Source organism: Microbacterium sp. HM-570, assembly GCF_054165885.1.
This window is the reverse complement of record NZ_CM135111.1, coordinates 27,908-48,321: the sequence shown is the minus strand read 5'-3', so window position 1 is coordinate 48,321 and position 20,414 is coordinate 27,908. Positions and strand designations below refer to the sequence as shown.

Annotated in this window: 17 protein-coding genes; 9 read left to right on the top strand and 8 right to left on the bottom strand. The window is 65.3% G+C overall.

Annotated elements, in window-relative coordinates; translation table 11 throughout:
• Positions 1-23: 23 nt before the first annotated feature.
• From ACT9TC_RS00250 to ACT9TC_RS00235, 4 genes are read right to left on the bottom strand one after another with little or no spacing between them, the layout of a single operon-like run.
• Positions 24-1,073, bottom strand: a complete 1,050-nt coding sequence (locus ACT9TC_RS00250; RefSeq protein WP_458041499.1) for a type II glyceraldehyde-3-phosphate dehydrogenase — start codon at positions 1,071-1,073, stop codon at positions 24-26.
• A complete protein-coding gene (locus tag ACT9TC_RS00245; protein ID WP_458041498.1) occupies positions 1,070-4,276 on the bottom strand; it encodes a beta-phosphoglucomutase family hydrolase in 3,207 nt (1,068 codons plus the stop codon). Before ACT9TC_RS00245 ends, ACT9TC_RS00250 begins: the two co-directional genes overlap by 4 nt.
• Positions 4,273-6,687 (bottom strand): phosphoketolase family protein, encoded by a 2,415-nt coding sequence (locus tag ACT9TC_RS00240; protein ID WP_458041497.1) that lies wholly within the window; start codon positions 6,685-6,687, stop codon positions 4,273-4,275. Before ACT9TC_RS00240 ends, ACT9TC_RS00245 begins: the two co-directional genes overlap by 4 nt.
• 45 nt (positions 6,688-6,732) lie before the next feature.
• Positions 6,733-7,770, bottom strand: coding sequence for a heavy metal translocating P-type ATPase (locus ACT9TC_RS00235; protein WP_458042965.1), 1,038 nt, complete (start codon positions 7,768-7,770; stop codon positions 6,733-6,735).
• Positions 7,771-7,977: 207 nt separating this feature from the next.
• Here ACT9TC_RS00235 and ACT9TC_RS00230 point away from each other — a divergent pair, with 207 nt between their 5' ends.
• The 6 genes from ACT9TC_RS00230 to ACT9TC_RS00205 all read left to right on the top strand — a co-directional run bounded on the left by ACT9TC_RS00230 (position 7,978) and on the right by ACT9TC_RS00205 (position 14,882).
• A complete protein-coding gene (locus ACT9TC_RS00230; RefSeq protein WP_458041496.1) occupies positions 7,978-8,256 on the top strand; it encodes a helix-turn-helix domain-containing protein in 279 nt (92 codons plus the stop codon).
• Positions 8,257-8,316: 60 nt separating this feature from the next.
• The gene (locus tag ACT9TC_RS00225; RefSeq protein ID WP_458041495.1) at positions 8,317-9,768 is read left to right on the top strand and encodes a hypothetical protein; all 1,452 of its coding nucleotides are present in this window, start codon (positions 8,317-8,319) and stop codon (positions 9,766-9,768) included.
• Positions 9,765-10,403, top strand: coding sequence for a hypothetical protein (locus ACT9TC_RS00220; protein WP_458041494.1), 639 nt, complete (start codon positions 9,765-9,767; stop codon positions 10,401-10,403). The genes ACT9TC_RS00225 and ACT9TC_RS00220 overlap by 4 nt, the downstream gene beginning before the upstream one ends.
• Positions 10,400-12,586, top strand: a complete 2,187-nt coding sequence (locus tag ACT9TC_RS00215) for an AAA family ATPase (RefSeq protein WP_458041493.1) — start codon at positions 10,400-10,402, stop codon at positions 12,584-12,586. Before ACT9TC_RS00220 ends, ACT9TC_RS00215 begins: the two co-directional genes overlap by 4 nt.
• A 344-nt stretch (positions 12,587-12,930) precedes the next feature.
• Positions 12,931-14,168 (top strand): IS3 family transposase gene (locus tag ACT9TC_RS00210; protein ID WP_458041492.1). Its coding sequence is split into 2 segments (ribosomal slippage): positions 12,931-13,216 and positions 13,216-14,168, totalling 1,239 coding nucleotides; the frame shifts between segments, so codons are not numbered across the junction.
• A 198-nt stretch (positions 14,169-14,366) separates the two neighbouring features.
• Positions 14,367-14,882: an ArdC family protein gene (locus ACT9TC_RS00205; RefSeq protein ID WP_458041491.1), complete on the top strand. Its 516-nt coding sequence runs from the start codon at positions 14,367-14,369 to the stop codon at positions 14,880-14,882.
• Positions 14,883-14,911: 29 nt separating this feature from the next.
• Here ACT9TC_RS00205 and ACT9TC_RS00200 read toward each other — a convergent pair whose 3' ends face one another.
• From ACT9TC_RS00200 to ACT9TC_RS00185, 4 genes are read right to left on the bottom strand one after another with little or no spacing between them, the layout of a single operon-like run.
• Positions 14,912-16,108 (bottom strand): alpha/beta hydrolase, encoded by a 1,197-nt coding sequence (locus ACT9TC_RS00200; RefSeq protein WP_458041490.1) that lies wholly within the window; start codon positions 16,106-16,108, stop codon positions 14,912-14,914.
• Positions 16,108-17,127 (bottom strand): hypothetical protein, encoded by a 1,020-nt coding sequence (locus tag ACT9TC_RS00195; protein ID WP_458041489.1) that lies wholly within the window; start codon positions 17,125-17,127, stop codon positions 16,108-16,110. The genes ACT9TC_RS00200 and ACT9TC_RS00195 overlap by 1 nt, the downstream gene beginning before the upstream one ends.
• Positions 17,124-17,612, bottom strand: coding sequence for a hypothetical protein (locus ACT9TC_RS00190; RefSeq protein WP_458041488.1), 489 nt, complete (start codon positions 17,610-17,612; stop codon positions 17,124-17,126). Before ACT9TC_RS00190 ends, ACT9TC_RS00195 begins: the two co-directional genes overlap by 4 nt.
• Positions 17,613-17,646: 34 nt before the next feature.
• Positions 17,647-18,078: a hypothetical protein gene (locus ACT9TC_RS00185; protein ID WP_274638405.1), complete on the bottom strand. Its 432-nt coding sequence runs from the start codon at positions 18,076-18,078 to the stop codon at positions 17,647-17,649.
• Between the two features lie 325 nt (positions 18,079-18,403).
• Between ACT9TC_RS00185 and ACT9TC_RS00180 the strand changes: the two genes are divergently transcribed.
• The 3 genes from ACT9TC_RS00180 to ACT9TC_RS00170 are packed head-to-tail and all read left to right on the top strand — an operon-like array spanning position 18,404 to position 20,414.
• On the top strand, positions 18,404-19,339 hold the full coding sequence (locus tag ACT9TC_RS00180) for a bifunctional DNA primase/polymerase (RefSeq protein ID WP_458041487.1): 936 nt from the start codon (positions 18,404-18,406) through the stop codon (positions 19,337-19,339).
• A complete protein-coding gene (locus ACT9TC_RS00175; protein WP_274638407.1) occupies positions 19,336-19,977 on the top strand; it encodes a DUF2637 domain-containing protein in 642 nt (213 codons plus the stop codon). The genes ACT9TC_RS00180 and ACT9TC_RS00175 overlap by 4 nt, the downstream gene beginning before the upstream one ends.
• Entirely contained in the window at positions 19,974-20,414 is a 441-nt protein-coding gene (locus ACT9TC_RS00170) for a hypothetical protein (RefSeq protein WP_274638408.1), read from the top strand. The genes ACT9TC_RS00175 and ACT9TC_RS00170 overlap by 4 nt, the downstream gene beginning before the upstream one ends.

The window sequence follows — 20,414 nt, the reverse complement described above, 5'->3', positions numbered from 1 at the left end:
CCTTCGTGTGGTGATGCTCGAGTTCAGCTGTTCGGGGTGGCGGGAGCCAGGAAGTCCTTGAGCATCCCGAGAGTGGTGTCGGTGATGTGCATCGAGGTGGCGGCGTCGGGGGCGGTCCGGGTCAGTGCCCGGATCGCGTCGATGGTTTCTGGCACGACGATGGCTTCGTTGTAGACCTGGTAGGTCAGGAAGAGTTCGTCGCCTTGCACGGTGACGAGGTCCTCCCACACCGCCACCTCCCACATGTCGCCTCGGGGGCGGCCGAGGTCGCGCATCAGTTCGATCGTGGAGTTGAGGGCGACCAGACCGTCGGACATCCGGATGAACGCGATTCGGGGGGCGGCGCGCAGCGCGGCAAGCACTTCTTCCCGCGTCGCCTGGCGGGTCAGTTGGATCGTCCAGTAGTGGTTGTGCGTCTGGGTGTGGGCGCCCTTGGCGGCGATCGTCACCAGGTCGAGGCCGGGCAGCACGGTCTGCGCGTCTGGGCCCTGATGGGAGGGGATGGTCGGCTCGGGGACCATCGTGTTCATGATTCCGCCGAGGTGGGATTCCCACGGGTCGGTGGCGCGTCGGATGAGCACCCCGCGGGCTCGTAGGAGTAGCCCGGCGGTGTCGAGCGCGCCGAGTACCCGGACGATGCTGGTGGTGTTGCAGGACACCACTCGGGTGGTGTCTCGGCCGAGGGCGCTGTCGTAGTTGGCTTGGGCGACGAAAGAGTGTCCGGTGACCTTGTGGGATTCGCCGCCCTGGAAGACGGCCTTCACCCCGGCCGCTCGGTAGCGTGGCAGGTTGCCCGCGGCGACGTGCTTGGGGGTGGTGTCGATGATGATGTCGGATGTCGCCAGCAGGTCCTCGAGGCCGCCCGCTGCGTTCAGCCCTTCCGCCGCCATCGCGGTGAGCGCTTCGTCCGTGGCGGCGAAGAGGGGAATCCGGCCCCGCACGGACTTGATGCGCCAGTCGGTGGCGATGTCGGCGATGCCGACCAGCTCCATGTCGGGCTGCAGCAGGACAGTGTCCGCGACGCGCTTGCCGATCACTCCGTAACCGTTGACGCCGACTTTGACCTTGCTCATGGACGTGCCCTTCTCTCGGTGGGTTCTCTCTCGGTGGGTTCCGCCGGTTGGAGCCCGGGAGCCAGGGCGAACGTGTGTGACTCGCCGCCGGCGAGCGAGACCTCTTCGGTGGCGACTCTGAGTCGGATCGGCGGTGCTGGGCTGGGCAGCAGCTGCAGTCGCAGGGTGTGGTGGTCGAGTTCAAGGTCGATCCGGTGCCCCCGGTAGGCGAACTGGAAGCGGATATTCGGCAGTCGTGGCGGCAGGCGCGGTGCGAAGCTGACCCGGGTCGGATCGCAGCTCAGCCCGACGAACGATCGAGCGATGAGGTCGATGGTGCCGGCCATCGCGCCGAGGTGGATGCCTTCGCGGGTGGTGCCCCCTTGGGTGTCGTCCAGGTCGGCGATGAGTGCCTCGCGGAACAGGGACCACGACCGGGATTCGTCGAGGCCGGCGAGGACGGAGGCGCTGACGACTCGGCTGAGGGTGGAGCCGTTCGAGGTGCGGTCGAGGTAGTAGGTCACGGTGCGGACGAGGTCGTCTTGGGAGAAGGGGTAGCCGAGCCTCGCCAGTTGCTGCCTCAGTCCGTCCTGGCCGAGCAGGTAGACGAGCATGACGACGTCGGGCTGTTTGGCCAGCTTGTACCGATTGCTGTTGTCGTCCTCGGATTCGAGGATGAGGTCGAGTCGGCCGATATTCCCGTACCGGTTCCGGTAGCTGGCCCAGTCGAGTTCGATGAGATCCTCGTACCCGTCGAACTGGCTGAGGATCCCGTCGGCGTGAACGGCGATCGCCAGACGCCGGCTGACGTGCGTCCAGTGCGCGATCTCGGCCTCCCCGATCTGAAGTCGCGCCATGACATCGTCGCGGGGGTGGCCGGCTAACTCCTGGAGGGCGGCGACGGCGCGGGCGCACACCCATGCGGCCATCACGTTCGTGTAGGTGTTGTCACGAACGCCGTGCCCGTGTCCGTCGTGGTATTCGTCCGGGCCCATGACGCCGGCGATGTGGAAGCGGTCGGTCTGGGAATCGTGAACGGCGGAGGCGGAGAAGTACCGGGCGACTTCGATGATGAGCTCGGCGCCCTGCCCGGCGAGCCAGTCGAGGTCGCCGGTGACCTGATAGTGCTGCCAGGCGTTGTATGCGACGGCCAACCCCACGTGGCGTTGGAGGTGTGAGTTGTCGGGCATCCACCGCTGGGAGCGGGGGTTGTAGAGGTGGTCCGGTGTCTCCTCGCGTCCGTCGCTGCCGCTCTGCCAGGGAAAGAGCGCGCCGGGCATCCCGGTCTCCCGTGCCGCAGAGCGGGCGGCCTCCAGCCGGTGCCATCGGTATCGCAGCATCGCGCGGGCGACCTGCGGCAGCCGAAGGCCGAGCACGGGAAGGACGAAGAGCTCGTCCCAGAACACGTGCCCGCGGTATCCCTCTCCGTGCAGACCCCGGGCCGGCACGCCGGCGTCCAAAGTCGAGGTGTGGAGGGAGAGCGTCTGCATGAGGTGGAAGATGTGAAGGTTGAGAACGAGTTGGCTGCGCGGGTCGGCTTCGATGGTCACGGGGAAGCGCCGCCAGAGCCGCTCCCAGGCGGCCTGGTGGCGGTCCGCCAGGCCGCGGGTGCCGCGGGCGTGCTCGTGAAGCCGATCGAGAGCGGCGGCCGCTGGCGAGGCGATCGCAGGGTCGCGCGAGGTGAAGATCGCGGCCGTCTTGGTGAGGGTCGCGGGTACCCCATCCACCAGCGCCACCTCGATGTCCCTGGTGTACCGACGTCCTGCCCGGGTGCTCGGGTCCTGCCATTCTCCGTCGGCTCCCTCGAGTCGAAGGTGGATGGCCGACGCGATGTCGATCTCGCTGTGCCTGGTCCGCACCTCGCAGAGAAGGATGTCCCCGGCCTGCCTGAACGTCGGGGGTCCGAGGTGTGTATTGTCCGACCCGGCATACCCGGCGACGTTCCTGTTGCCGACACCGGCGTCGAGGCCGGCGCGGAGCGTGACCGTACCACTCCACCCGGCCGCGGTGACCGTGGTCTCCTGCACGGCCAGATGCCGGTCGTCCATCGAGACGAAGGACCGCTGCACGACGCTCAGCTCCGCTCCGTCGGCACCGAGGAGGGTCACGTGCCGGGTGGAGGTCCCCGCGCGCAGGCTCACGTCCCGTCGCTCATCGCGGACAGCGACTCGACCGCTGGACCACCACGGTCCGGCGGCGACTCGGATGTCCAGAGGAAGCCAGTCTGGCGTGTTGACCAGATGCTCCTCCTCCATGCTCCGGCCGTGGATGCTGCTGGTGAGGCGGTTGTAGACGCCGGCCAGATAGGTCCCCGGGTAGTGCGTTCCGTCGTCGCGGTGCTCGGGGCGGGAGCCGCGACTGACCAGGTATCCGTTCCCCAGTGCTGTCAGCACCTCCCGATGCCCCTCATGGGCCGGGTCGAAACCGTAGTAGGTGAGGGTCCACGGGTCGGTGGACGTGGCACCGAGGTCCAGCTCGCCGACGTCGTTCAGGACGACGTCGGCTCCGGCCGCCTCGAGGGCCTCCCGACGCCCTTCACGGACAATCCCGACAACCAGACCGAATCCGCCCTCATGGGCGGCCCGGACCCCGGAGATCGCGTCCTCCACGACCACGGCGCGCAGCGGCTGAACTCCCAGGCGGCGGGCGGCCTCGAGGAACATCGCCGGATCGGGCTTGCCGGGCAGTTGCTGATCGGCGGCGATCTGCCCGTCCACGACCACGTCGAACATGCCAGCCAAGCCCGCCGCAGCCAGCATCCGGTGGGCGTTGCGACTCGCTGTGACCAGACCGACCGGGATACCGCCGGCGCGAAGCCGGGCCAGCAGGTCCGTTGTGCCCGGATAGCTGCGCAGTCCTCGCGAGGCGAGTTCGGCCAGGAACAGGTCGTTCTTGAGTTCGGCGAGTCCCGCGATCGTCCACCCTTCGGGTGAGTCCCCGCGCCGTCCGGGGTCGAGCTTGATTCCGCGGGCGGCCAGGAATGCCGCGACTCCGTCCTCGCGGTTGCGGCCATCGACGTACTTGCGATAGTCCTCAAGCGGATCGAACGGCCGCAGGTCCGCGCCGTCGGCGCGGGGGTCCTGGAGGACCTCGTCGAAGAGTTGTTGCCAGGCGGCGGCGTGAATGGTGGCGGTGTCGGTGACCACACCGTCCATGTCGAACAGGACCGCCTCGTAGGCCGCCTCGAGCTGGTGAGCGTCGGGGTGGGTTGGCGCCCTGCTCATTGGGACTCGCCGACTCGAACCGGCGGGACGGTGCCCGCCGACCAGGTCCAGTCGCGGATCTCGGGGAGGTCTTCGCCGTGCTCGCGGATGTAGGTGCTGTGCCGGATGAGGGCGTTGCGCAGCTCATCGCGGACGTGCCCGGACACGTCGCGCAGCCGGGGCACCCTGTCGATGACGTCGATGGCCAGGTGGTACCGGTCGAGCTCGTTGAGCACGCACATGTTGAAGGGGGTGGTAGTGGTGCCCTCCTCCTGGTAGCCGTGGACGTGCAGGTTGCCGTGGCCCGCCCGCCGGTAGGTGAGCCGGTGGATGAGCGTGGGGTAGCCGTGGTAGGCGAAGATCACGGGCGTGTCGCTGGTGAAGAGGGCGTCGAACTGCGCGTCGGAGAGCCCGTGCGGGTGCGCTCGGTCGTCCTGCAGGCGCATCAGGTCGACGACGTTGACCACCCGGATGCGCAGGTCGGGGAAGTGCGTCTTGAGGATCGTGACCGCGGCGAGGGTCTCCAGGGTGGGCACGTCGCCGGCGCAGGCCATGACGACATCGGGTGCCTGCCCGTCGTCGCTGCTGGCCCAGTCCCAGATGCCGATGCCCTTGGTGCAGTGCTCGATCGCCTGCTCCATGTCGAGGAACTGCAGCTGGGGCTGCTTGCCGGCGACGATGACGTTGACGTACTGGCGGCTGCGGAGGCAGTGGTCGGCGACCGACAGCAGGGTGTTGGCGTCCGGCGGCAGGTACACCCGGATGACGTCGGCTTTCTTGTTGACGACGTGGTCGATGAAGCCCGGGTCTTGGTGGGAGAAGCCGTTGTGATCCTGCCGCCACACGTGGGAGGTGAGCAGGTAGTTCAGGGAGGCGATCGGGCGGCGCCAGGGGATGTCGTTGGTGGTGGTCAGCCACTTGGCGTGCTGGTTGAACATCGAGTCGATGATGTGGACGAATGCCTCGTAGCAGGAGAAGAACCCGTGCCGTCCAGTGAGCAGGTAGCCCTCGAGCCAGCCCTGGATGGTGTGCTCGGAGAGGATCTCCATCACCCGCCCGTCAACGGCAAGGTGGTCATCTCCGGGGACGGTGGCCGCGTTCCAGGCGCGGTTGGTGACCTCGAGCACGGCGTCGAGCCGGTTGGAGTTGTTTTCGTCGGGTGAGAACACCCGAAAGTTGTCCATGTTTCCGACCATGACGTCGCGCAGCAGGGTTCCGAGAGCACGGGTGGACTCCCCCGTGGCTGTTCCGGGTGTGTCGACTGGGACGGCGTAGTCCCGGAAGTCAGGCATCCGCAGGTCTTTCAGCAGGCCGCCGCCGTTGCTGTGCGGGTTGGCGCTCATCCGGCGGCTGCCAGACGGATGCAACGCCCTCACCGCTGGAACGGGTGCGCCTGTCTCGTCGAAGAGCTCCTCGGGACGGTAGCTGCGCAGCCACTGCTCGAGGATGGCGCGGTGCTCATCGTTCTCCCGCGCTTGGGCGAACGGCACCTGGTGCGAGCGCCAGGTGCCTTCGACCTGCTTGCCGTCCACCTCCATCGGCCCGGTCCACCCCTTCGGGGAGCGCAGGACGATCATCGGCCAGCGCGGCCGTTCGGTGTCTCCCCCGCGCGCCCGGTCCTTGATCTCGCGGATATCGTCGAGGCAGGCGTCCAGGGCGCGGGCGAAGTCCTGGTGCATCCGCGCCGGGTCGTCGCCCTCGACATAGAACGGGGTGTGCCCGTAGCCGCGCAGCAGGTGATCAAGCTCTTCCGGGCTGATCCGCGCCAGCACCGTGGGGTTGGCGATCTTGTACCCGTTCAGGTGCAGGATCGGCAGCACCGTCCCGTCACGAGCGGGGTTGACGAACTTGTTGGACTGCCAACTCGCCGCCAGCGGGCCGGTCTCCGCCTCGCCGTCGCCGACCACCGCGGCGACGATCAGGTCCGGGTTGTCGAACGCCGCGCCGTAGGCGTGCGAGAGGGCGTAGCCCAGCTCACCACCCTCGTGGATCGACCCGGGCGTCTCGGGCGCGACGTGGCTGGGGATGCCCCCCGGGAAGGAGAACTGCCGGAACAGCCGGCGCATCCCCTCCCCATCCTGGGTGATGTCCGGATACGTTTCGGTGTAGGTACCCTCCAGCCAGGCCGACGCGACTGGGCCGGGGCCACCGTGACCGGGACCCATGACGTAGATCGTGTCCAGATCGCGCTCCATGATGGCCCGGTTCAGGTGGGCGTATATGAAGTTCAACCCCGGCGTTGTGCCCCAGTGCCCGAGCAGCCTGGGCTTGATGTGCTCCGGCAGCAAGGGTTCCCGCAGCAGCGGGTTGTCCATCAGGTAGATCTGGCCGACCGAGAGATAGTTTGCGGCCCGCCACCAGGCATTGATGCGCTCCAGCTGGGCCGGATCCAGAACCGGATCGGCGCCCCTGGGGGCTGAGTGTGTGCTCATGAGTTCTTCGCTATCTGTGTCATGTCGAATGGTGATGGGTAGCGTTTATCGGGTGCTGCTGGGAACGGGCGCCGGCTCGGGACTGCTCACCGCCGCGGGCGCGGCGGGGGCGGGAAGGTGGAGTCGCTTCAGCAGCAGGGCGTTGACGGCGACGATCACGCTCGAGCCGGACATCGAGATCGCGGCGATCTCCGGGCTGAGCATGATGCCGAACGGGGGGAAGAACACGCCCGCAGCGATGGGCAGGGCGATGACGTTATAGCCGATGGCCCAGCCGAGGTTCTGCCGCATCTTGCGCACGGTGCCCTTGCCGATGCGCAGCGCGATCGCGACATCCAGCGGGTCGGAGCGCATCAGCACCACGTCGGCGGTCTCGATCGCGACATCCGTCCCGGCGCCGATCGCAATACCGAGGTCGGCCTGAGCTAGGGCGGGGGCGTCGTTGACGCCATCGCCGACCATCGCGACCTTCTTGCCCGAGCGTTGCAATTCGGCGATCTTGGCGGACTTGTCCTCCGGGAGGACCTCGGCGATGACGGTGTCGATGCCCAGCAGGGAGGCGATGCGCTTGGCGGTGGGCTCGTTGTCGCCGGTGAGCATCACGACCTCGATCCCGGACTCGTGCAGGGCGGCGATCGCTGCCGCGGCGGTTTCTCGGGGCGCGTCGGCCAGTGCGATCACCCCGGCTGCTTTGCCGTCGACGGCAAAGGCGATCGCCGTGCGGCCGGTGGCTGCCAGGTCGTTCTGCGCCGCAGAGATGGAGCTGATGTCGATTCCCTCCTCGGCCATCAGCCGGGCGTTGCCCATCACGACGCGGCGTCCGTCCACGGTCGCCACCGCTCCGAGCCCGGTAACGTTGCGGAACGCGCTGGCCGTGCGGCGAGGAACGTTGCGCGCGTCGGCGTAGGCGACGACCGCCTTGGCCAGGGGATGCTCGGACTCGCGTTCCGCGGCGGCGGCCAATGACAACAGCTCGATGTCATCCATCCCGATCGGCAGGTAGTCGGTGACCTCGGGTTCGCCCTTGGTCAGGGTGCCGGTCTTGTCGAGGACGACGGTGTCGATGTGTGCGGCGGATTCCAGGGCCTTCCCAAGCGATTCTCAAACACAAGGCCGGTACTCAAAACGCTGATTCGCCGTGTTCTCAAGGGGCCTGAGCGACGTGGACCGCGGAGTCGAACCCCGGAGAGGCACGATTCGCGAGGCGTAGTCGCGAAAAATCCGGCGAAGTCTCAAACACGGTTGGCCCCGGGACGGCGGGCCGAGTTGGTCGCGGACTATGAAGCGGGGATGCCAGTTCGGATGATCGCCGCGAAGTATGCAGTACATCGCGGGACAGTCCCCGCGCTCGTCACCAAGGAGGGAGCGCGGCTCAGGACGTCTGGGCTCAGTCTTGCCGGCCGCGCTCGTGCTGCTTCTTTATACGCAGAAGGTCTCACGCTACGGGAGGTCGCTGAACGGCTTGGCGTCGACGAGAAAACGGTCCGGAACGCAGTGGTCGAGGAGAGCGGCCTGATCCGGCCGCGAGGCAGACGCCCTCACGAGGCTCGCCGAGCTTCTTCGGCTTGAGGAGGTGGAGTTAGTAGAGTGGGGGTCATGTGATCACCACGGCTGACCTCATCGGTAGACGTGAAAGCTCTCACCGATGAGGAGGACGTGTTGCCAGAAGCCGACCAGAGCCAGTCGACGGAACCGGCAGCTTTCCCCGCGGAGATCCTTCAACGCATCACAGACGCAGCAGGCAGCCGCGTGGTACTCGTTGTTGGTGCCGGGGTCTCGATGGAGAAGCCGACCGGCTTTGCGAGTGGTGCGCATTACTCCCGCGAAGCCCACCGGCGACTTGTTGCAGATGGCGTTCTGAACGACGGAGAGTGCACAGATCCCGACGACCTCTCGGTTCTAGCTGATCTGCTGTACGACAAGTACGGATCGCAAGCTGAACTGACGAGTCGCCTACCGAAGGACGCTTGGCGGACGGCCGCTCCAAATTCGGGGCACCTCATAGCTGCCGCCTTGCTCATCGAAGGCGCGATTCGACATGTGATCACTCTGAACTACGACTTGGCCTTCCAACACGCCGTAACCGCCCTGGGCAACAGCACGAACATCACATTCGTGGAAGGTCCTGACGAACACGCGAACCTTGCTTCACATTCCGTGGTGCACCTACACCGAAGCGTCAATCAGCCAGAGGAGACCTGGGTACTCAGAAAGAGCGCGCTCGATACAGACTGGGCTGCAGAATGGGAGAGCGTGATCGCAGCGGCAAACCTGTCAGCTCCGGTCGTGGTCTTTGTCGGACTGGGCAGTCCCGCCAATGTTCTCACTGAGAGCGTCAGCAACCTCGCCGCAAAAGCACAATCCTCCTACTATCTGGTCGACCGCAATCAAGACTCGAAGTTCCACGAAGCATTGAGCGCAAACCTCACCGGCACTGTTGACCTCTACTGGGGCGACTTCATGTCGAGACTCGCCCAAAGAGTAGTTCTCGAACAGTTGCAAAGAGTCCGTGACGCACATAGCCAAATGGCGGACGATGACCCCGAAATGGCGTTGCGCCGGTCGGAAGATGTCGCAACACCTATCCAAGAGATCACGCTGCTCGACCTCGGCCGCGCTAGAGCCACCTGGCTACTGGGCCCGCACCCCTATGCCGGAGAAGGGGACGCCGCGAACCAAAGGCAGATCGCGCACCTCCTGGTAGCAACGGACCACTTATCAGCAGCGCTCGCAACGAGTTCCCTGGACCTGGATGAGCATGGCCGCCTCACGGTCAAGACCGATGGCGGTTCAACGCTCGTCTTTGGGCTTGCGCATGGCGGAGGCACCATCGCGTGGAGCGCCATCAGCACCAAGATTCGTGAGCGAAACAATAGCCTGGCGCCTCAGCAACGAACAAATCTTGTCATCGTGGCTGGAGCCAGAAACACGCGAACGCCAAGTGTTGATGACCTTGTTCGGGAGGACACGTCAGGCGACCTCATTAGGGGCGCCGACACCGTCCACCCGATCTTCGCAGACGATTACCTAGGACGGCCCGCGACTGACCTGCAGTCAGCGGTTGAGGAGCTACGACGATGACCGACGCGGTTGTAACGAACGAATTACTCCTCACGGAGATCACAAGGCTGCTTGCAGAGTCTGAGATCGTCCGCGTAGACAGCGCTCGCCACCGATCCTGGCCTTCCGGCTCGATGGCATTCGAAGACGAGTACTCGGTGATCGCGGTGTGGGCATTTGAGTCGGTCGAAGAGCTCGTCGCCGGATGGGGTACGGCACAAGATCACGTGGTCGATTTCCTAGGTGCGAACGTAATTGCGACAGACCCGAAGTCTTGGGATGGGTACCTCATCCTCGTCGCGATGGACGGCGTTCCGGAGGAACTGGCTGCCGAGCTGAGCGCCATACGATCTGACACGCGACGTGTACGCAAGTTGGTCCTGACAGCGGACGATCTACCAAGTCGTGTCTTCGATCCGCTTGAGTTGACACCACAGGTTAGGCGCACACTGGCGCCGATTCTCGATCTTGATCTCGACACCACGCCGGGGAGGGCCGACCCCTTGGCCACGCTCCCATCGCGCGTTGCGGGGGTACTTAGCAGCAATGCGCACCTCGACGTGGTCATCGCTGCCTACGAGGCAGGCGAGCCTCCGCTTGAAGCGCTCCACGAACGATTGATCACCACCCAGCGGGCAGGGACGGATGCACTATGAGAGTCACCGGAGTTTCCATCGCAGGGTTCGGCGGAGTCTCGGGCGAGGTCGACATCGACCTCGACGCGGACGTGGTGATCGTCGTTGGCGCGAATGGTTACGGCAAGACGACGATCTGCAACGCGATTTCATGGGCGATCTCGGGCGAGACCACCGGCTCCCAGGGACCCCGAAACCTCTACAGCAAGTCAGGAACCACGACGGTTGAGCTGCGAACCGACTTCAACGGTGACGATGTTGTCATCACGAGGTCGTTGGAAAACCCGGGCGAGACCGACGCCAAGAAACTGCGCGCTCCACTTCGAGTGCGGGTTAACGATGCGTCACTTCGTGGCGCGGATGCGGAGGTCTGGCTCCGCCAAAATCTCGCGGGCACCGATACCAACGAAGACTTCGCCACACTGGCACAGTCGTTCGTGGACTCGATCTACCTGAGGCAAGAGTCGCTGCGCGAGTTCCTGACCGGACGTCAGGACACAGAGCGGTTCGATGCGGTCGCAAGCATGGTGGGTGCCGGGCGTCTACGAGAATTTGCGGATGAACTCCAATCGCACAAGCGAGCATGGGTTCGCGCGGTCAACCACGCTGACTCGGCGCTCGAAGGTGATCGCGCAAAGGTCGAAGACCTAGCAGCATCTTTGTCTGCGCTTGAAACCGAGATCACCAAAGCAAATACGGCCGAGGTGACCGCTCGATGGCAGACATGGAGCAGCGACGTTGCGGCACTCGGGCTCGTCGCGATCCAGGACGCCCAAGATTGGGAACTGAGTGAAAGCACACTGACGAAGTTGCGTGCTGCCCTCAACCAGGAGCGAAGCACAATCGAGCAGGATGAAGCCGCCTTGCTCGCGGCACAGGCGGAGCTGAGCGTGCCGCTTCCCGAAGGTCCGGACGAAGCTGAGGTCATCGAACTCGAACGTCAAGTCGCTGATCTGACGGCTCAGAAGGAACAGGTCGAGCGCGACATCCAGCTACTTCGCGTCGAAGTTGGAGAAGCAGACGCGGCGCGTAGACAGGCAACCTCTATTCGTGAAGAACTCGCAAGTATGGCGTCGATCCTGCTCCGTCACGTGGCAGATAGCTGCGCAGCCTGCGGCCAAGAAGTCGATCCGGAAGCGTATCGTCGTCGCCTCGAAACCATCGCCAACGAAACAGAGAATGCAGCTCTCCGAGAAGGCGCTGAACTACAACGAACAAATCTCCAAGTCACAGAGAAGCGACTGGGTGAACTGTCCCTGCGACTCAAGACTGTCTCAGATCAGCACCGCGCCATGCTCGAACAACGCGCATCAGCACAAGCGGCGAAGGAGCATCGAGAGAGGCGAATACAGGAGGTTCTTGCCAGCTTCTCTGATGAGGTGCCTGACGCGTCAGCAGAGGCAGGCAACGAAATCCAACGACTCGCATCTGAACTAGATCGTGTAGCGAGGCGGAAGTCTCAGATCGCGCGGACATTGGAGGCAGGGCGCGAGTTCGATGCAGCCGCTTCACTGGACTCATCGAAGACACGACGTGATCGAATCGAAATCGAGTCCAAGGCACTCCGCAACTCTTTGGCTTCCAAGGAGCAAGACATTGCCGATCGGCGGCACACAAATGACGTCGCTACCGCACTTCTTGATGCAGTGAAGTCAGACGCGGAGACGTTTGTTGCCGACCGTCTGAAGCAGTTGAAGCCTCTCCTGCGTCAGTTCTACGCAGCAATCGACCCCCATCCAACGTTCCGATCGGTTGAGATTGCCACACGTCAGTTTGGTGGGAAGCACCGTCTCACTCCTATGTTGCGTGACGATGAGGTTCAGGTTGATGTCACGGAGCCCGGAGAGACGCTATCTACATCGCAAGCAAATGCGCTTGCCGTCTCCTTGTTCCTCTCGTTCAACCTTGGCTTCGCGCCTACTCACGTGAAGTCATTGATACTCGATGATCCTCTCCAGAACCTGGACGACGTGCATCTTCTCGGCCTCGTTGACTTACTTCGCAAGATCCTTCCTCATCGCCAGCTGATCGTTACAACCCACGATCATGCGTTCGCCTCGTTGTTGGCGAGGAAGCTTCGGCCGGTAAGCGAAGACTTCCGAACCACCTACGTCCGCTTCACGAAGTGGGACCGCAACGGTCCTGGTGTTGAGCAGTGGGATGTTCCTGCGGAGACCAGCCCCCTGAAGCTTGTCGCCCCGTAGCGACCTCGGACGATCTTGCGGGTAGGGCTTAGGAGGGTTTCGCTGACAGATTGGGGACCGACGCATGGAGTATGAATTCGAAGCGACGGATTCGGTGCGGATCGGTGCGCTCCTGGATAAGCATGCTCCCGGCGCGACAGACACTACCGAGATTTGGATGAGGTCCTGGTCGGATGCGGACTATGGATCACTGGCTGACCCGGTCCGACTCGAGTTCGATTTCCTTTTCGGCGTTGAGCTCCAAGAGGACTTCACGGCTGCAGGGACCGTTGCGTTCGAGGAATCCAATGTCAGAGTGAATCGGCCTGACTTTCGTTCCGTTCTTCAAGCAAGGATGGAACACGATGAACAGGAAGTATTCGCCGGAGATGCGTGAGCGGGCGTTGCGGATGCTCGCAGAGACGCGGCCGTCGCATCCGACGATGATGAGCGCTGTGCGTCACGTCGCGGGCCTTCTGGGCATGAGCCCGGAGACGCTGCGGCTGTGGCAACGCCGCTACGAGGTCGACGCCGGGGTGAAGCCCGGCGTCACGACCGAAGCGGCTGCGGAGATCAAACGCCTGCAGAAGGAGGTCTCGGAGCTGCGGAAGGCGAACGAGATCCTCAAGGCTGCGAGCGTGTTTTTCGCGAAGGAGCTCGACCGCCCCTGACCGAGATGATCCAGTTCATCAACGAACACCGGGATCGTTTCGGGGTCGAGCTCATCTGCCGGGTGTTGCGCCCGGCAGTCCAGGGCTTCCTCACCTCCCGCGGCTATCGCGCCGCTGTCGGCCGTGCGCCGTCCGCCCGCCGGTTGCGCGACGACCTGCTGGTGCCGGAAATCGCCCGGCTGCATGTGGAGAACTACGGCGTCTACGGGCGCCGGAAGATGCATGCGCTGATGCGCAGGCAGGGGTGGGAGATCGGCCGGGACCAGACCGAACGGCTGATGCGGCTGGCCGGGGTGCGCGGCGTCAAGAAGTCCAAGCGTGTGTTCACGACTAAGAGCGACCGGATGCTGTCGCTGCCGCAGGATCTCGTTAACCGGAGGTTCACCGCCGACGGCCCTCGCCGGCTCTGGGTGTGCGACGTGACCTACGTCGCGACCTGGTCAGGGTTCGCGTACGTCGCCTTCGTCACCGACGTCTACTCGCGACGGATCGTGGGCTGGAATGTAGCCGCCACCTTGAAGGCCGAGATTCTGCCGCTGCAGGCGCTGGACATGGCCGCCTGGGGAGCCGGCGGCGACCTCACCGGGCTGACCCACCACTCGGACCACGGCTCGAACTATATGGCGATGGTCTACACCGACCGCGTCGTCGAGCTCGGAGCCGTGCCCTCAACCGGAACCGTCGGCGACAGCTTCGACAACGCCATGGCCGAGGCGGTCAACAACCTCTACAAGACCGAGCTGATCCGCCAGCGCGGACCCTGGCGGACCGTCGAGCAGGTCGAGCTGGCGACCCTCGAGTACGTCTGGTGGTGGAACAACCAGCGCCTCCACGGCGAGCTCGACATGCGCACCCCGATCGAGGTCGAGGACGCGTACCACGCTGACCTGGAATCAGCCCAACCGGCACCTGCCGGACAAGGCTCCCGATAGGAACGAAAGTCAGGCCGATTCAGGGTGCCTGTTTCTGGGGTAAAGGTGGGCTGACCACGTCGGGTTCAGTGATGCACCTGGCGGTCGCTCACAATCTGTCCGTCGTCCGTCTCGATTGCGTTTCCTGAGTCCCTTCGCGCACCTTCTGGTCGCAGAGGCCACCCGCCGTGTGCAGGTACCTGCGGAAGGAGGACGGCGATGGCAACCAGCGAGGAGGCGCGGGCGGCTCGGGATGCGAAGCTCGACGCCCTGCACGAACAACTCACCAGCGCGGTGGAGTCGTTGGTGTCAGGTGAGGACTGGATGCAGGCGCTCACGTTCGCGGCCCGGTTTCGTGCCCGCTCGTTCAACAACACGCTGCTGATCTTCGTGCAGCATCAGGGGGCGTTCGAGGCGGGCCGGGTGCCCGATCCGTTGCCGTCGTACGTGGCTGGCTTCAAACAATGGCAGGCACTTGGCAGGCAAGTCGAGAAGGGCCAATCGGGGTACATGATCCTCGCCCCCGTCACTCGTCACCAGGCTGCTCCTGGACATCCCGACATAGAGAGGGACGTCGCGACGGTGCTCAAGGCCGAGCTCCGACCATGCCTCCTCCGCGGCGTGGATCGCGTACAGACCGGGCACGGGCTCAAGGTGCGTCGGCGCCTCCACGATCGGCCACCGTTCCGCCCGGCAGAAATGGAACGCCTCGACGCTGCCCGCCGCGCGCTGTAGTCGCTTTGCTGCGTGGCAGACACCGCTCCTCATGGACTTTGATCTCCTCGGTGTCGAAGGAGATCCGCAACACGTTCCGGTTGGCGAAGAGGGATTGGGATGTGGGCGGTGAGCCAGGCGATCACCGCCGTCTGCCATCGGTCGGGGTTGGAGTTCCACGAGAGCGTGTGTCCGGCTTGGAAAACCTCTAGCGAAACAAGGCCGGGCCGAGAATCTCGGAGTGCTTTTGACAGCCGTATCGGTACGGAGTCGTCGTGGGTGCCGTGAAGGATGAGCGTGGGCGCGGTGAGTTCCTCGGCTCGAACCGTCCAGTCGAAGGATCGGAGCGGGATGCGCTCGGGCAGGCCGACCATGTGGGCCAGCGGGCGGAGCGTCAGCCACGGGATCGCGAGGCTTCCCGCGGCTGCGGGGAGTCCGCTGCGGGTGCAGTTCGTTTTGATGACTTCGTTCCAGTCGAGCACAGGCGAGTCGAGCACGAGACCTGCGACGCTGCGTCGATATGACGGGTGGTGAGCGAGCTGGAGCGCGATGGCGGCACCCATCGACCATCCGAACAGCACGATCTGTCGGGCTCCGTGCCGCATCGCGTAATCGATGGCAGCCGCGGCGTCGTCGATCTCGGTGAAGCCGAGCGTTGAGCGGCCGTTGCCGACTCTCGGACCTTCGCCGTCGGCCCGGTAGGTGATGACGAGCGAGGTATAGCCGCGCTCGGTTGCGGCGAGCACACCGCGAAGTGTTCCGGCGCGGAGACTGCCGAGGCCATGTATGTGAATCGCCCACGTCGAACTGGCGCTGTCGCCGTCGATGCGCCAGGCGGGGGCAGGCCCCGCGGGAGTATCGATGGTGATGTCGTGTGCGTGGAGGCCGGCGTCGCGAGGGGTCGCGTAGTAGATGCCGCTCCAGGAGACGCGATCACCCGCCCTGGGCGTGAGTCCCGGTGCCGTGCTCGTCACCGGTCGCGCGATCAGGCCCGGTCCGCGGTCGAGCACGTCTGCGGAGAGTTGCGCCCAGCCTCCGTTCTCGAACCAGAGGTTGTAAGCGCCTTCGGCTGCGGTCTGGTGAGTTCGGTCGAGCACGATGAGACAGCCGTCGCCGTCGTGTTCCACCTCGCGGACGATCAGGTCGTATCGTCGCGTGCTGGGGGCTGTCAGCCGCCGCGCGATCACCCAGCCGACACCCAGCGCGGCCGCCGCAACGAGTCCGGTACCTAGTGCGACCCGAGGCATCACGAGCTGCCCCCGTCCTCGACCCAGGTCACTGGTGAAACGATGGCCCGTGTCACCCTCGTGTCGAGTCCGAGGAGGTGGCTCTCCGCGCTCTCCAGTAGCGCGCGCTCCGCTGCGCTGATGTCGAAGGTGACTCGCGGGTCGATCATCGCGTCGCGGATCTCAACGATCTCTCGGTGTAGACGGCTCTCCGGGTCATCCGCGACCGCAGCGAGCGGGTCTGCTTGGCTCAGCCCAGGTCGCACGAGCGACGCCCGCTTCCAGAGTGATTCCAACTGCGTTGCGAGGCCGGCGGTGCGCTTCCGGCGCATGTCGTGCTGGGCTCGGCGGACGGCGGGCTGTACCGCGAAACCCGCGCACAGAAAGATGAACGCGAGCAGAGAGAGCGGCTCGTAGGCCGGTTGCACGGCGCGCAGGAGATCGAGATGGCCGGTGACGTGTGCGACGTCCATGATGAGCACAGCCAGGCACAGTGCGCCGCCGAATGCCGATCCCAGGCTCAACAGCCCTGCGGGGAGACGCTGGATTCCGGAGCTGTGCCGGTACTGCCGCGCGGCGAGGATCATCATCGTCGTGATAACGAGGAAGAAGTAGCTGAAATTGATGATCGAGTAGGTCGCTGCTGCGGGTTGCGCGCCGAAGTCGATCATGAATCGAGTCGTGGTTGCGCCCCGGTCGATGAACATGAATGTCGTAGTGATCGCGAGAAGCGAGATGACGAGCACCGGGAGGCCCACGGCGGCGCGCACGAACCTGGGTCGGTACTCGTCGGCCTTCATGACGCCTCGACCGAGGAAGAAGATCCCGGTCATCAGCAGCCCATCCGCAAGGAGGGTGGTGACATTCGTTCCACCAAGAAGCGGATCGGTGGCGAGGTAGATGGCGTCGACGTTCAGGGTCATCGCGACGGCGATCGTGACGGAGGCGTAGGTGATGCTCCGATCCGCCCGTTTGCGACGGAAGATGAGCAGGCTCGCCACGAGCGCCCACATGAGCATCGCGACGAGCGTCTGGATCAACCGAAAATCTCCGAATAGCGCGACTCGGCAAACACCGATCCTCGGATGCCCGCAGCCAGCCGATCAGCGAGGGACTCGGCAGCGACCTCCGTCTCACTGTCAATGTCCTGCCGCTTGAGCAGGCGTCCGCGCGTGTAGGGAGGAATGTTGGGCAGCAAGACATCCCCGGCCGTGCAGTCATCGCCCTCCGTGTGACCGAGGATCATGTGGGCGAACTCGTGAAGGACGAACTGCTGGCGGTGCAGCATGGAGTCGCTGCGTGCGTGGAGCACGAAGTCTTCGGTGTCGGTGACCAACCAGAGCGCACAGATGCCGTCGCGAGTGTCGAGGTCGGCGAGTTCGACGACACGGAGTCTGCGATGGCGCCTATCTTGAACGGCCTGGCGAAGGTGCTCAAGCGTGAACCTGCTGCCGAGCCGAAGTTCGGCGACGGCCGCCGAAACGGTCTCTTCGGTGTTCACGGATGCCTCCTTTCGTCCGAGCATGTACTGATCTCGGCTCTGCGGCGCGCGAAGCCCGTCAGGGCTCAGGTGTACGCGTCAACTCCTCATCTAGAAACGTGCTGATGGCTTGAAGTGCTCTCGGCGAGATGTCGCCGAGAGTGCGGGCGGCGTAGGACTTCACCTTCGCCGCGCGCATCGAACGCACGAGGTCGAGCTGAGCGGAGACCTTCTCCGGGGTAGCCCCGCCGCTCTCCCCCGCAAGAAAGGCAGCATCGACGTCGAAGAAGTCCGCAAGTCCCTGGAAGATCGCCGTGTCTTGAACGTATCGGTGGCCGTTGACCATGTATGTCCATCGTGATCGAGACAGGCTGATGCCACGTTGCCTCAGATACTCCGCGATCTGCGAGTAGGTCGGTTCGGAGCCGGACTCGGCGACAGCGACATCCATCAGAAGCCGCAGGCGTTTGGCGAGGTCGTTAGCCGCAGCCTGACTTTCGTATTCAGTCATCGTCGCTGACCCCCTTCCCTTCGGGAGGGCCAAGGCGTCGACGTAGCCCAGACCCGAGGGTAGTTGTGCATGCCCAAATCTACCCGTTGAGCATGCACAATACAACCGTTGCGCATGCTCAACGTGCGGTGTTAGAACGGAATCGGGAAGGTTTGAGCATGCTCAACGCGGCTTCCCGGTGAGCGGGAGGACGATTCCATGAGCACAGCACCATCCCGCAGCCTGACTGCGTTGCCCACTGGACGGCGACTGGCTCTTGGGAACCCGGGCGCACCTGATCGACAAGAGCCCCATAGCTCACGACGAAGCCACAGGAGGTGCCGAGATGATGATGCCGGAAGCCTCGCGCGGAGAGCGCCAGCCGCTGGATGCTACCGCCCTGCTCGCCTCGCTCACCGGGCTGTCGCCGAGCGCCGCAGCGTGTCGCTACGCCGAGGCAGGCATCCCGGTCTTTCCCTGCGTCACAGGAGGCAAGCGCCCGCTGACCAAGCGGGGATTCCACGAGGCGAGCACCGAACCGCACCAGGTCGCTCGCTGGTGGGCGCGGTGGCCGCGCGCCAACATCGGGATGCCGACGGGCCAGATCTCCGGGCTGGAGGTCGTGGATGTCGACGTACACGGGGCGATCCGCGGCTTCGCGGCGTTCGAGCTGGCCCGGCGCGCGGGGCTGACGGATCGCTGGGCCGCGTTCATCCGCACGCCCTCGGGCGGCGTCCATGCCTACTACCCGGCCGATCCCGAGCTGGTGCAGCCGTCCTGGCAGGTGGCGCGTGCTGGCATCGACTTCCGGGGAGCGGGCGGCTACGTCATCGTGCCGCCCTCGATCATCGCCACCGATGCGGGGCCGAGTGCGTATTCCCTCATCGGCTCCGGGCGAGGCGACGCGGTTCCCGTCGATGCCCGCGCACTGCGACAGTTCCTCGATCCGCGACCGGCGCGCCTGATGCCCGCCATCCCTGTCGAGCGAACGGACGGCGTTGACGTGGAGCGGATCGCCCACTGGGTCGGGATGCGCGGCGAGGGCGAGCGCAACCGCGGCCTCTTCTGGGCCTCGTGTCGACTCATCGAGGCGGGCATCCCGCCCGACCGCGTGCGTGCCGCGCTGGGGCCGGCTGCCGAGCGCGCAGGCTTGCCCGCCCCGGAGATCGAGACGACGATCCGCTCGGCGCACCGCGTAGCGAGGGGCGCACTGTCCGCGCCTGCCGCCAGTTCCGTGCCCAGCCATGCAGCTCAGCCTTCATCGGGTCAGGTGCTCTCGTGATCCCCGGCAGCACGCAACAGCCGCGCGGGCGGATCGCTGTTTGGACGGCGGTAGCTGGGACCGTATTCATCGCCGCAGCCGCCTTCTGGCTGTCGTTCACGGCGCTCGCCGACCTCGCGCAACGCTCAGGCGTCGATCAGAGCCAGGCGTGGGCGTGGCCGCTCATCGTGGACGGCATCATCGTCGTCGCCACGGTGTCCGTCGTCGCGCTCGCGGGGCAACGCGCCGCCTGGTATCCGTGGCTGCTGCTCATGGCCGGTGCCGCGGTCTCGGTCGCAGCCAACGCGATCCACGCGGTCGTCGCCGCTGACGCCGACGTTCCTTCTGCGCTCGCGGGATCGGTCGCCGCCGTCCCGCCGCTCGTGCTGCTGGCGATCACGCACCTGACGGTGGTGCTCACCCGACGGTTCCGTGCAGAGCCGTCGACGCAGACGGCCAAGTTGGTGTCGAGCGCGGTCGAGCACCTGTCGCCGGAAGCGCCTGCGCACCTTGCTCCTAGAGAACTCGCTCTGCGAATGAAGGAGGACGGCATGACGAACACCGCCATCGCTCATGCGACCGGGGTGCATCCGTCCACGGTCGGTCGCTGGCTGGCGACGCCCGCGCTCGCCTCCGCATCGGAAGGAGGCGCGCTGTGAACGATGAACTGCCAGAAGACGAGCACGCCCGTCGGCTTGCCGATGTCCTCCACACGCTGAAGCCGACTCCGATCGAGGCTGCTGAGATCTCGGAGCTGGCGCGCCACACCGACCCGTGGCTCGCCGCGCAGACGTGGCGCGGCGGCCACCCACTCCTGGAGCGCCTGAGCGCAGAGCACGACCGCAGCCAGGTGGTGTGGGTGCGCCCGACCGAGCTGCTCCCATCCGCCTCGGCCCGCATGATCGGGCGCGGCATCGACCTGCGCACCGAGCTGGCGCGCCGCGTCGAGGAGCGTCGGCAGACCTCGCCGCAGGCAACTCCGGTGACCCGGCCAGGCATCCGGGCGCGTGCCCAGGGCATCGCGCCGCTCTCCGCGTTCGGGCAGGCGCCTGCGCGCCAGTCCTCTGTCAGCCGCGACCCGCTCCGCCGCCTGTGA